Source organism: Nocardioides sp. URHA0020 (assembly GCF_000620705.1).
In the GTDB taxonomy this organism is placed as follows: Bacteria; Actinomycetota; Actinomycetes; order Propionibacteriales; family Nocardioidaceae; genus Nocardioides.
The window spans coordinates 277,187-289,374 of sequence record NZ_KK211170.1; the positions used below are offsets into that span (position 1 = coordinate 277,187).

At 72.2% G+C, this 12,188-nt stretch carries 11 protein-coding genes; 8 read left to right on the top strand and 3 right to left on the bottom strand.

Annotated elements, in window-relative coordinates:
- Positions 1 to 70: 70 nt before the first annotated feature.
- The gene (ppk2, locus tag N542_RS0118680) at positions 71 to 961 is read right to left on the bottom strand and encodes a polyphosphate kinase 2 (protein WP_028645230.1); all 891 of its coding nucleotides are present in this window, start codon (positions 959 to 961) and stop codon (positions 71 to 73) included.
- Positions 962 to 1,039: 78 nt separating this feature from the next.
- Between ppk2 and N542_RS0118685 the strand changes: the two genes are divergently transcribed.
- Entirely contained in the window at positions 1,040 to 1,387 is a 348-nt protein-coding gene (locus tag N542_RS0118685; RefSeq protein WP_028645231.1) for a hypothetical protein, read from the top strand.
- Here the strand turns inward: N542_RS0118685 and N542_RS0118690 are convergent.
- Positions 1,384 to 1,860 carry an SRPBCC family protein gene (locus tag N542_RS0118690; protein ID WP_028645232.1) on the bottom strand — a complete coding sequence of 159 codons (477 nt, stop codon included), beginning with the start codon at positions 1,858 to 1,860 and terminating at the stop codon, positions 1,384 to 1,386. The genes N542_RS0118685 and N542_RS0118690 overlap by 4 nt on opposite strands.
- 194 nt (positions 1,861 to 2,054) lie before the next feature.
- On the opposite strand from N542_RS0118690, the gene N542_RS0118695 reads away from it, so the two are divergent.
- Positions 2,055 to 2,549: a hypothetical protein gene (locus N542_RS0118695; RefSeq protein ID WP_051552046.1), complete on the top strand. Its 495-nt coding sequence runs from the start codon at positions 2,055 to 2,057 to the stop codon at positions 2,547 to 2,549.
- Positions 2,546 to 4,264 (top strand): NAD-binding protein, encoded by a 1,719-nt coding sequence (locus N542_RS0118700; protein ID WP_028645234.1) that lies wholly within the window; start codon positions 2,546 to 2,548, stop codon positions 4,262 to 4,264. Before N542_RS0118695 ends, N542_RS0118700 begins: the two co-directional genes overlap by 4 nt.
- On the opposite strand, the gene N542_RS0118705 is transcribed toward N542_RS0118700, so the two are convergent.
- Positions 4,261 to 8,004, bottom strand: coding sequence for a tetratricopeptide repeat protein (locus N542_RS0118705; RefSeq protein WP_028645235.1), 3,744 nt, complete (start codon positions 8,002 to 8,004; stop codon positions 4,261 to 4,263). The genes N542_RS0118700 and N542_RS0118705 overlap by 4 nt on opposite strands.
- A gap of 257 nt (positions 8,005 to 8,261) precedes the next feature.
- Here N542_RS0118705 and N542_RS0118710 point away from each other — a divergent pair, with 257 nt between their 5' ends.
- The 5 genes from N542_RS0118710 to N542_RS0118730 all read left to right on the top strand — a co-directional run bounded on the left by N542_RS0118710 (position 8,262) and on the right by N542_RS0118730 (position 12,181).
- Positions 8,262 to 9,383 carry a tyrosine-type recombinase/integrase gene (locus tag N542_RS0118710; RefSeq protein ID WP_028645236.1) on the top strand — a complete coding sequence of 374 codons (1,122 nt, stop codon included), beginning with the start codon at positions 8,262 to 8,264 and terminating at the stop codon, positions 9,381 to 9,383.
- Between the two features lie 164 nt (positions 9,384 to 9,547).
- Entirely contained in the window at positions 9,548 to 9,757 is a 210-nt protein-coding gene (locus N542_RS0118715; RefSeq protein ID WP_028645237.1) for a helix-turn-helix domain-containing protein, read from the top strand.
- Positions 9,747 to 10,034 carry a hypothetical protein gene (locus tag N542_RS0118720; protein WP_028645238.1) on the top strand — a complete coding sequence of 96 codons (288 nt, stop codon included), beginning with the start codon at positions 9,747 to 9,749 and terminating at the stop codon, positions 10,032 to 10,034. The genes N542_RS0118715 and N542_RS0118720 overlap by 11 nt, the downstream gene beginning before the upstream one ends.
- Positions 10,031 to 11,413 (top strand): DUF3631 domain-containing protein, encoded by a 1,383-nt coding sequence (locus N542_RS25610; protein ID WP_081795336.1) that lies wholly within the window; start codon positions 10,031 to 10,033, stop codon positions 11,411 to 11,413. The genes N542_RS0118720 and N542_RS25610 overlap by 4 nt, the downstream gene beginning before the upstream one ends.
- 444 nt (positions 11,414 to 11,857) lie before the next feature.
- Complete coding sequence (locus tag N542_RS0118730; RefSeq protein ID WP_028645239.1) at positions 11,858 to 12,181, top strand: hypothetical protein; 324 nt, start codon at positions 11,858 to 11,860, stop codon at positions 12,179 to 12,181.
- Positions 12,182 to 12,188: the final 7 nt, after the last annotated feature.

Genomic DNA, 12,188 nt, shown 5'->3' on the forward strand with positions numbered 1-12,188 from the left:
CCGGGGTGCGCCCGCCGAAACGCCGGCGCCGGCTCGTTCGCCGGACGTTCATCCGACGGTCGCCGGCCGCTCAGTCGCCGACGGCGTCGATCCCGCGCTGCACGATCAGCGGGTCCGGCGTGCCGACGACGGCGTCGTCCTTGCCGTCGTAGTCGAAGCGGGAGAGGAAGTGCCGCATCGCGTTGACCCGGGCGCGCTTCTTGTCGTTGCTGCGGATGGTCGTCCACGGCGCCCACTCGGTGTCGGTGCGCCGGATCATCGCCTCCTTCGCGGCCGTGTAGTCGTCCCACTTGTCCAGCGACTCGAGGTCGATGGGCGAGAGCTTCCACTGCCGCACCGGGTCGACCTGGCGGATGATGAAGCGGGTGCGCTGTTCGGACTGGGTGACGGAGAACCAGAACTTGGTCAGCGAGATCCCGCTGTCGACCAGCATCCGCTCGAAGAGCGGCGCCTGGGCGATGAACTGCTGGTACTCCGGTGCGCTCGCGAACCCCATCACCCGCTCGACGCCGGCGCGGTTGTACCAGGAGCGGTCGAAGAGGACCATCTCGCCGGCGGTCGGCAGGTGCTGCACGTAGCGCTGGAAGTACCACTGGTTCTGCTCGCGGTCGCTGGGCTTGGTGAGCGCGACGGTGCGCGCGTAGCGCGGGTTGAGGTGCTCGGTGAAGCGCTTGATGGTGCCGCCCTTGCCGGCGGCGTCGCGGCCCTCGAAGAGCAGCACGTGCTTGCTGCCGGTGTCGGCCGCCCAGTTCTGGAACTTGAGCAGCTCGACCTGGAGGCGGTACTTCGCCTCGTCGTACTCCTCGCGCGGCATCCGCTCGTCGTACGGGTAGCCCTCGCGCCACGTGTCGACGGCCCGGCCGTCGGGGTCGATCAGCACGGGGTCGTCGTCGTGGTCCTCGCCGATGGTGTGACCGTCGATGTGGAGGCGGTCGATGTACTCCCGGAAGTCGCGCAGCATGCTTCGGACCCTAGCCATCCCGACCGAGGAGCGGCCCGCGGGCGCGGGCCGTTCACCTTGATGTGGTCCACTCGCCACATGGCGGACAGACACCTGGTGGGCACCAACGGTCGGATCGAGCTCACGCTCGACGGGCTCACCTTCCGGCGCACCAAGGCGGAGGCCGAGTCGCGCGGCGTACGCCGCGTCCACAGCGTCGACTGGGGCGACATCAGCGCGGCCACGCTCGTCCGCTCCGGCAAGGGCAAGCCGGTGATCCAGGTCCAGGTCTCCGACGCCGGCCACGGCGCGCACCACGTCACCGACCCGTACGCTGTGAAGGTCAAGCGGAGCCAGGAGCGCGAGGGCCGGGAGTTCGTCGACCTGGTGAACTTCGAGATCGACACCCGCCGGCGCTGGGACGAGGCCGCCGCCCAGGGTGCCTAGGCGATCTCCTGCGCGCCCAGGCGCGCGAGCAGGTTCTTTGAGAACCGGTCGCCCATCTGGTCGATCACCCTCCCCATGGCCGCCCTGACCGCGCGGCCGGAGGCGCGGGGGAGCGGCAGCTCGATCGTGATGTCGAGCGAGGTGTGCAGCCGGGTGCCCGCGTCGACCTCCGTGAGCTCGTACCAGCCCTCCACGCCGGCCCGCTCCGGGCCGCCCGCCGGCGGGTCGTGCCGGAACTCGATCCGGCTCGGCTCGTCGTACGTCATCAGCTCGGTGAACACCGGGGCGACGCCGACCCCGAGCACCTTGAGCCCGCTCAGCTCCCAGTGCCAGTGATCCGCGTCGACGGTGATGCTGCGGACGAAGGGCGTGAGCTCGGCGACCACGGCGGGATCGGTCAACGCGGCCCACACCTCGGCCCGGGGCGCGTCGATGACGGCGCCGGCGCGGGTGCCTGCGGAGAAACGGGTCATGCCCGTCCTTACCCGGTGACCGGGGGCCGCATGTGTGCATCAGAGTGTTGCAGTCCGAGCGTGACGACGATGCCGACCCGCGTCGACGGCGACCTCGTCGCCGCCGCCGGCTACGTCGTCCATCTCCATGTCGTCCTGACCGGACGCCCCCGCATTGCCGCACGCAGGACCGGCCGCTCTGCCAGACTCCGGGCGTGGACGAGCTGCGGGTGGGTGTGTCCGGGCACCGGCTGCTGGCCGATGCCGGCGCGGTGGCGGAGTCGGTCGACCAGGCGCTCGACCGGATCGGTCGCGGGTCGGCGCTGGTCGCCGTGTCCAGCCTCGCCGAGGGTGCCGACCGGATCGTCGCGGCGCGCGTGCTCGCCCGTGGTGGTGGGCTCGAGGTCGTCCTCCCGCTGCCGGTCGACGACTACGCGACGGACTTCGCGGATGCCGGGTCGCGTGAGGAGTTCACCGCCCTGCTCGCGGCCGCGGACCCCGTGACCGTGGTCCCGCCGGACCCGGGCGACCCGTCACGCGAGGCGGCGTACGCCCGCGCGGGCTCCGCCGTGCTGGAGACGTGTGACGTCCTGCTGGCGCTGTGGGACGGCGCCCCCGCCCACGGTCGGGGGGGCACCGCCGAGGTGGTGGCCGAGGCGCGGCTGACCGGTCGGCGCGTGGAGGTCGTCACGGTGGAGCGTGCCCCGTGATCGCCTTCCTCCGCAGCCCCCGGGGCCGGTGGTACGTCCTGGCAGCGCTGTGGGTCGTGGTCATCATCCTGGGCATCGGCGGGTTCATCGAGCAGGGCCGGGAGTCCGGGGAGCCCCGGTCCTTCCTCGACACGCTCTACCTCACCCTGCAGCTCGCGACGCTCGACTACAGCGGCAGCTCCGGCGACATGAACTGGCGCCTGCAGGTCGGCCGCTTCGTGGTGCCGATCATGGCCGCGAGCACGGTGCTCATCACGGCCTCGGTCGTCTTCGCCGGCGAGCTCAACCGGCTGCGGATCGGACGGGCGTCGGGGCACACGGTCGTCGCCGGTCTCGGTGACGTGGGCAAGCGGCTGGCCATCGCCTTCGCCGACGCCGGGGAGCGGGTCGTGGTCGTGGACGCCGACGCGTCCCTGGTCGCCGCGACCACGAGCGCCGACGGCCGCCTCCAGGGTCTCGTCGGCGACCCCACGGACCCCGGCACGCTGGCCCGGGTCCGGGTCGACCGGGCGCGTCGCCTGGTCGTGGCCGGACCCGAGGACGCCCGCAACGTGCGCGCCGCCTCCGCCGCCGCGACCGTGGCGGTCGGTCCGGGTCGGGGTCGCCCGGCCCTGCGCTGCGCGGTGCAGCTGACCGACGCCGAGCTGGCGAGCCTGATGCGGGCCACCGACCTGGACTCCGCCGGCGCCATGCGGTTGAGCTACTTCAGCCTCCACGAGCGGGCGGCACGGTCCCTGCTCTCCGAGAACCCGCCCTTCACCGGCGTGGACGACCACGCACTGGTCATCGGGCTGGGTCGCTTCGGTCGGAGCCTCGTCGTCGCCCTCGGCCAGCAGTGGGCGCACCAGCACCCGGGTCGGCGTACGCCGATCACGCTGGTCGACCCCCACGCGAGCGGGCGCTGGGCGGAGCTGACGCAGCGCCATCCGGCACTCGTCGAGGTGTTCGACCCCGAGCTCATCGACGTCGACCTCGGCTGGCCGTCGGCCGACGGCGTCCACGCCCTCTCGACGCTGCTCGCCGAGCGACCGCCGACCTGGGTCGCGGTCGTCGTCGACGACGAGCCGCTGGCCCTGGCCAACGCGGTCTTCCTGCAGCAGCGGCTGCCCGCGCGCCGCGTGCCCGTCGTCGTGCGCATGGGGTCGGCCGCCGGTCTCGGCACGCTGCTGGCGTCCGTGGGTGGTGGCGCCGCTCGGGCGTTCCCCGGGGTGTCCGTCTTCCCCTTCCTCGACCGGACCTGCACCGTCGAGTCCGTCGACGGCGGCATCCGCGAGCAGCTCGCGGAGTCGGTGCACGAGGACTACCTGGCCGGCCTGCCCGACGGCGGCACCGGCGCCGGGCTGCAGCGACCGTGGGGCGACCTCGGGGACGACGAGCGTGACCTGAGCCGGCGCCGCGTCGACGGCATCGTCGGCGACCTGGCCGCGCTCGGGTGCGAGCTGGCGCCGCTGCGTCGCTGGGGTGCGCCGACGGTCGACCTGACCGACGAGGAGACCGCCCTGCTGGCGGGGCGCGAGCACCAGCGGTGGTACGACGACCGCACGGCGTCCGGCTGGACGTACGCCGCGGCCCGCGACGACAGCGCCCGGACCAACCCGCTGCTCGTGCCGTGGGCCGACCTGGCGCCCGAGGTGCGGCAGAGCAACCTCGATGCCGCACGAGCACTCCAGCCGATGCTGGCCCGCGCCGGATTCGAGATCGCCCGGGCCGCCTAGCGCGGTCGGGCCCGGAGCGCGGCGATCATCTGGTCCAGCTGCTGGGCCATCGGGGCCAGGCCCCACTGGGCGGCCATGGCTCGGGCCTCCGCGAGCGCGTCGAGACCCTCCTGGATCCGGCCGAGGTCGCCGAGCACCTCCCCGCGGTTGGCGGTGGCGAAGAGCACGCCCTGACCGTTGTTGCTGGCGCGGGCCAGGACGAGCTGCTCGTCGAGACGAGCGAGCGCTCCGGTGAGGTCGCCCAGCTGCTGCAGCAGGATCGCCTGGTTGCCCACGCAGGCGGCCAGGCCGACCCGGTCGCCGGTACGCCGGCAGACCTCCTCCTGCATGCCGAGCAGCCGACCGGCCTCGTCCCGGTCACCGCGCGCCAGCACCAGCATCGCCTGCTCGCCGACGGCCCGTTGCAGTCCGGCGTCGTCGTGGACCCGGGCGCAGGCGTCGGCCAGCGCCGCCCACACCGTCTCGGTCTCCGTCTGGCGCCCGGCCTGGTACATCAGCTCGATCGCCTTGGTCAGCACCTGGACCCGTTGCTGCTCGGCCCCCGAGACGGCGCACTGGGCGCCGCAGTCCACCAGGTCCGCGATCGCCGCGGCCTGGTCGCCGAGGATGGAGTGGACCTGCCAGCGGTTGTTGAGCAGCGGGACCAGGGCCATGGCCAGTCCCCGGGAGCGCAGCACCGGCTCGGCCTCGGCGTACTTCAGCAGCGAGGCCGGCAGGTCGTCGCCCGCGATGTCGACCGCTGCAAGGTTGACCAGGGCCATCGCGGCGGCGGCGTCGTCACCGGCCTGCCGGGCGACGGCCAGCTCCTCGGTGTGGGCGCCGCGTGCGCCCGCGAGGTCACCGAGCTCGCGCAGCGCCATCCCGAGCGAGCCCAGCGCCAGCGCGAGTGGCGCGGTCACCGACCCGGACCGCGCCGTCAGCACCGCCTCCGTCGCGAGCCGGCGGGCGTCCTCCCACCGGCCCTCGTCGATCGCGCTGCGGGCGCGGACGTCCAGCACCCGGGCGAGGAGTCCCTCGTCGGACAGTCGCCGGGCGATGGCCTCGGCGGCCTCGGCACGCTGCGCGGCCTCGGGGTGGCGGCCGAGCTGGCGCAGCGTGCCCGACTCGCTCACCAGCGCCTCCGCCTGGCTCGACAGGTCACCGCGCTCCTCGGCCCCGGCGCGCCATGCCTCCAGGTCGGCGAGCGCGGCCAGCGGATCGCCCCGGTCGGCGTGCACGGCGGCCTTGCCGGCGCGGGCCAGCCCGGTCGCGGTGGTGTCGCCGACCGAGCGGCCCAGCTCCTCCTGCTCGTCGAGGAGCGCGAGGGCGCCCGCGGTGTCGCCGGTCGTCCGCCGGGCACCAGCCAGGTTGCCCAGCGCGGCCTGGATGTCCCACGCGTTCCCGGACGCCCGGGCCAGGGCGAGGGCCTCCTCGAAGAGGGGTACGGCCCCCGCCACGTCGCCGAGCGCCGCCCGGACCAGCGCCAGGTTGCCCAGGGCGTACGGCAGCACGACCGTGTCCTGCGCCGTCCGGCTCAGCGTGACCGCCTCCTCCAGCACGGTCGCCGCCTCCGTGAGCTCGCCCTGGGCCTGGAGCGCGGCGCCCAGGTTGAGCAGCGCTCCGCGCAGCCGCGTCGGTGACCCGGCGCGAGAGGTCGCGACCAGGTGACGGTGGAGCGTCAGCGCCTCGGTGGGGTGCCCGGCGTCCGTCACCAGCCGGGCCACCGCCCACGCCTGGTCCGGGTGCGCACCGGGATCGTCGAGGACGTGGCGGTAGCCCTCGACGGTCGGGTGGCCGCGCTCCTCGGCCCGGGCCCACAGCCGCCGGAGGTCCGCGGGGGCCTGCGGGTAGGCGAGAGCGAGGTAGTCCAGGTCGGAGATCGTCCGGACGAGCCCGTCGACGTCGTCGGCACCGAGCTGCTGCCAAGGGAGCTCCTCGACCACGCGAGGTCCGAGCGGCTGCCCGGAGAAGTACGCCGCCACGGCGGCGTGCGCGGCGCGACGGGCGGTGGGGGTGCCCAGGTAGCGGTCCGTCACGGCCTGGCGGTGCGCGTCGGTGGCGAAGCCCAGCAGTCCGGATCGGGTGACCAGCCCGGTCTCGGCGGCGAGCACCAGGGGTGACCAGACGGCGTGGGACAGCGGCTGCTCGCCGCCCAGGAGGTCGAGCAGCTCCGGCTCGGTCAGTCCGCGCCGCGCGGCCCAGATGGCCCGGAAGGCATCGGCGACCAGGCCGGGCCGGTCGGCCTCGAAGTCGCGCTCGTAGCGAGCGAGCACGAGCTCGAGCAGGTCGTCGAGGGTCTCCGCGCGCAGGTAGCCGGCGATCACCTCCCCGAGGGTGAAGTGGTCGCCGTGCTGGCGCAGCTCGTCGAGCACGGTCCGCAGGTAGAGCACGCTGCCGGTGTGGGGCGACGCCGCGAGCGTCCGCACGTGGACCGGGTCCAGGCCCTTCGACCACCGCGCGAGGAACGTCGCGACGTACGCCGCGCGCTCGGCTGCATCCAGCGGCGGCACCTCGGTCACCGGCCACCCGCGCCGCAGCGCCGCGTCCACCGGTCGCGGGCCCGCCGAGGTCACGACGACCCGCACCGCCGCGGGCAGCTCGGCGGGCAGCCAGGTCAGGTCCGGTGCGCCGTCGACGTCGCTGAGCAGGTCGGCGCCGCCGACCACCACGAGCACGGGGCGCTCGGTGCGGGCGAGCGCGGCGAAGAGCGCCGAGCGCAGGGGAGCGGCGCCGACCGGCAGTGCGGGCGCGTCGTCCCCGGCCGGTCGGTCGTCGAGCGCCGAGAGGACGCGCGCTGCGACGTCCTTCCAGTCCGCTGAGTCCGAGGTCGCGCCGACGTGGTGCTCGATGACGAGATGGTCGCGATGGGCGGCACGCCACGCGTCGAGCCAGGTCGAGACGACGGGCGTCAGGTCGGCGCCCGCAGCGCCGGACACGACCAGTGGCGGCTCGGAGCCGGCCGCGAAGGCGTCGAGGCGCGCGAGCAGCGCCGGGCGCTCGAGGCTGCCGGAGGCCCGGGCCCGGCCGAACGCCCGGTGAGCCGCGTCGTCGCGACCGGCCTCGGCCGGGACCTCCTCGAGGGGGAAGAGGCGCTCGACGAGGGCGGTGAGCTCGGCCAGCACCTGGCGACCCAGGTCGGCGGGGTCGGCGTACGTCGCGCACGGGTGCGGCGAGTCCTGCACCCGCTGCTTGAGCTCGGCGAGGCGCTGGCGGCGCACGCCTGCTGCGGCCTCGGCACCGGTGACGCCGAGCGCAGCCGTCTCCTCCGCCGAGGGCAGCTCGCCGAGGACCAGCTGCTCCTCCGGCGGGCGGGTGTCGACCCACGCGGGGTCACGGAGGTGGAAGAACGCGTGGCCGGTGGCGTCGACGTCGTTGAGGACGCCGTGCAGGACCTCCATCTCGGTGACGGACGTGCCGGGCAGCGAGCCGAGCCAGGGGAGCTGGTCGCTCAGACCGGTCGGCAGCTCCTCGGGCACCCAGCCGTAGCGCTGCCCGAGGAGTCCCAGGAAGTACGGCCGGCTCCGGTCGATCTCGGCCAGGCAGATCGGCAGCACCGCGCCCTCGGCCTTCTGCTCGTCGGTGACGCCCCACCGCAGGTCGACCTCCGACCAGGCCACGCCGCGCTCCTCGCACAGGCGGCGCACCACGGGGAAGACGCGCTTGACGAGCTCCTCGCGCTCGGCCTGCATGTCGCGGAACGTCGACGAGACGAAGACCCGGATGGCGCGGTCGGGACCGCCGGTCGGTGCGGCTGCAGCCATCCGCGCATCATGGCAGCAGCAGGCCCGGCAGGGGGGAAATCGGGAAGAGGCCCCCGAAGGAGCCTCTGACCGCAGTGCCTGGTGGGCGATACTGGGTTTGAACCAGTTTCCAGTCTCTACGGCGATACTGGCTCCGACCTGCGAAAACACCCGCTGACCTGCGCCTAAGCGACACAGTATCGCCTATCACTAGTGATCTCAAGTGATCCTGAGTACGCTCGCAATCTGGCACGTTCATGGCACGAGAGGGCAGATTAGTGGCAAATCGCAAGGGCGCTCGCGCGAGGTTCGGCAACATCCGCAAGCTGCCATCGGGTCGCTTCCAAGCCCGCTACGTCGGCCCCGACGGGCTCAGCCACAACGCTCACACCACGTTCGACACAAAGGGTGACGCTGAGGCCTGGCTGGCCACGGTGCGCGCGGACATCGTGCGCGAGGCCTGGTCGCCCGCCAGCGTGACCAGCACTCGGCAAGCGCTGACCTTCGGCACGTACGCCGAGCGGTGGCTGTCGGGCCGCCGGCTCGAGGCGAGGACCCGGGCGCACTACCGGAGCCTGCTCGACCGGCAGATCCTCCCCACCTTCAAGGGCGTCCCGCTGCGCCACATCACCCCGGACCTGGTGCGCGACTGGTACGCCACCACGGCGATCGACACCCCGACGCTCCGCAGCCACGCGTACGGGCTCCTGCGCACGATCCTCGCCCAGGCCGAGCGCGACGAGACGATCCGGTCGAACCCCTGCCACATCCGCGGCGCCGGGAACTCGAAGCGGGTGCACAAGATCAAGCCGGCCACGCTGCCCGAGCTCGAGAAGATCGTGACCACGATGCCCGAGCGGTACCGGCTCATGGTCCTGCTCGCGGCCTGGTGTCAGCTGCGGTTCGGTGAGCTCGCCGAGCTGCGCCGCGGGGACGTCGACACCAAGGCCGGCGTCCTCAGGATCCGCCGCGGCGTCGTCCGGGCCAATGGCGAGCGGATCGTGAAGAAGCCGAAGAGCGACGCCGGGATCCGCAACGTCGCGATTCCGCCTCACCTGCTCCCACTGGTCCGCGGGCACCTCCTCGAGCACACGGAGCCCGGCAAGGACGGGCTGCTATTCCCGGCCAAGCAGGGCGGCCACCTGGCCCCGTCGAGCCTCTACCGGGTCTTCTACCGGGCTCGTGCCGCTGCAGAACGTCCCGATCTTCGTTTCCACGACCTGCGGCACACCGGTGCCGTCCTGGCCGCACAGACAGGCGCAACGCTGGCCGAGCTCATGGGCCGGCTGGGGCACTCCACACCCGGCGCGGCATTGATCTACCAGCACGCCGCGGCCGACCGCGACATGGAGCTCGCACGCCGACTCTCAGCACTCACAGGCACGCAAGAGACCACCTGAGATATACAATTCCAAACATCGAAAGAGCCGTCGGCTCACGCGTTAACGGGGTCCATCGCGTTGGACCTGATTTGGTGGTCGGAAAGAAGGCATCGGGCCCGGGAAAACGACAGGGGCCCTAGGCAACGACCAAGACAGTTTCCCCCATTGTCTTGGAGTTCCTCATGCCGAAATCGCCCGAAAGTCGTTGGCTTCCGATCGCCGACGCCGCCATCTACCTCGACGTCGCCGAGATCACCGTCCGCCGCCTCATCAGCCGCGGCGAGCTCCGTGGGTACAAGATCCGTGGCGCACGACTGATCCGCATCGACCGCCACGAGCTCGACGCCCTGATGCGCCCCATCCCCACCGGGGAGCGCGCCGATGCCAGCTGACGAGAAAAGCCGCCCAGCTGGCGAAGGCCGGGCGGCCAGAGTCTCGACGCTCACCGACAAGACACCTCCGAGGATACAGCCGGTCGATGTTGTCGACTGGCTCGAGCACCGCAACCCGCTGCGCCGCTACCGCCTCGTCATCGTGCGCTGCGTCTTCTGCCAGCAGCTGCACCGGCACGGTTGGCCTGCGGAACGCACCGACCCCGGGATGCGGATCTCGCACTGCGTCGACCTGGACAAGTCCGGGACGTACTACATCGAGGCGCCGCCGTCGTGACTGTGGCTGAGATCGTCGCCGGCGAACGGGTCCTCAGCGAGTACGGGCCAGGCGTCGTGAAGTCCGTATTCGGAACCTCGTGCAGCGTCGACCTGGACCACGACGCCGGAGTGCGAATCGTCCCAACCGCCAAGGTCGAGCAGATCGACGCAGGATCGGCCCCGGTGGTGACGGGCCCGCCCGTAGACGGCGCCAGGCTCTTCGACGAGCTCGAGGCCTTCACCGGCCGGTTCGTCGCCTACCCCTCCGAAGCCGCCCACGTCGCGCACGTCCTGTGGATCGTCCACGCCTGGTTCATGGAGGAGTGGGAGTCGACGCCTCGGATCGCGTTCCTTTCCCCGGAGCCGGGCTCGGGGAAGTCGCGGGCACTCGAGGTCACTGAGCCGCTGGTGCCGCGCCCCATTCATGCCGTCAACGCCACACCGGCGTACCTGTTCCGCAAGGTGTCCGACGAAGCGGGCGCCCCGACGATCCTCTACGACGAGATCGACACCGTCTTCGGGCCCAAGGCCAAGGACAACGAGGACGTCCGCGGCATGCTCAACGCAGGCCACCGCAAAGGCGCCATGGCAGGCCGAGCCGCGATGCGGGGACGAACCGTCGTCACCGAAGAGCTCCCCGCCTACTGCGCCGTCGCACTCGCCGGCCTCGACGATCTGCCCGACACGATCATGACCAGATCCGTCGTCATACGCATGCGCCGGCGCGGACCAGGGGAGCGGATCGAGCCATGGCGGCAGCGGCGAGGACACGCCGAAGCCGAGCCGCTACGACTGCAGCTCGAGCTCTGGTCCGCCCAGGTCCGCCACCAGATCGACTGGCCCGAGATGCCTGAGGGCATCGAAGACCGCAACGCCGACGTCTGGGAAGCACTCATCGCAGTCGCCGACCTCGCCGGGGGGGACTGGCCCGAGCGTGCCCGGCGTTGCGCTGTAACGCTTGTAACGCAGTCCCGGGACGAGAGGGGCAGCATCGGCGTGCTCCTGCTCACCGACCTCCGTGCCGCCTTCGGGGACGAGGAGCGCGTCGCCACAGAGGTACTGCTGGCCAGGCTGTGGCAGCTACCGGAGTCACCATGGCGCGACCTACGCGGCAAGCCCATCGACGCCCGCTGGCTCTCACGCCACCTAGGCAAGTACGGCGTCCAGCCACGCGTACAACGCATCGGCGACCAGGTGCTCCGGGGCTACGACGCAGCCGACCTGGCCGACCCGTGGGCCCGCTATGTAGCGGACCAGACACGAGCCTCTTGGGAATCCCCCCCACCCCCACAACCCAGTGAGAGCACACCAGCCCCCACCTTCCAGGCCAGCGTTACAGCCGTAACAGCGCAACACCCGCTGCCCGGCCTGACCGGACAAGGAGACCCCCACACATGACGACCAACCCGCTCTACAACCGAGACCCCGAGGCCTACACAGCCGGCGCCCTCCACGTCCTCGCCAAGGTCTACCGAGCCCACGCCGACGAGCAACACACCACCGACCTCACCACCGGCTCCCACGCCTGGCTCCGAGCCATCGCACCAGCCGTCGCGACCAGCCCAGCCCTCCAAAGCCTCTACCTCGACGTCCTCCGCCTCGCCCAGCACGCCGACCTCGAAACCCAGGGGAGGGAGGGTCAGAACTTCACACCCCGGCGTACACGACCCCGGGGTCGTTTTCGCCCCCCGCTGGCTTCTGAGGCGGTTCCTGTCACGGGACGACCCGATTCAGCCGAAGTGGCGGAAACGGGGGCTGACCTGCGGGAATCTATGGCGTTACCCGCTTCACGATCGGGGGGGCCTGGCATGGGTGTTGGCCCGGATTCGCCGATGTCTGGGGGTGTGGGCGGTGCAGGTTGATCAGCTGGACATCGCCGGCCTGTCGGACAACCAGGTTCGGCACTGGGTGGTTCTCCTGCAGCTCATCGCGGACGACCCGGCTACTCACCCGGGGTACGCGCGATTCCAAGGCGCGGTGGCGTCGGGGCTGGTCGGTGCCCTCCGTGAGCGTCAGCGGATGCTCGTCGAGCTCGACAGCGATGTTCTCAACGCTGAGAACGTCGGCGGCCTGGTCGAGGAGGGCACGGACCCGGTGGCGGATGCGCTCGAGGAGCTGCGGCGGCCGCCGTACGACGACCCCTTCGCCGATGGTGGGGGTTGCTAACATGCTG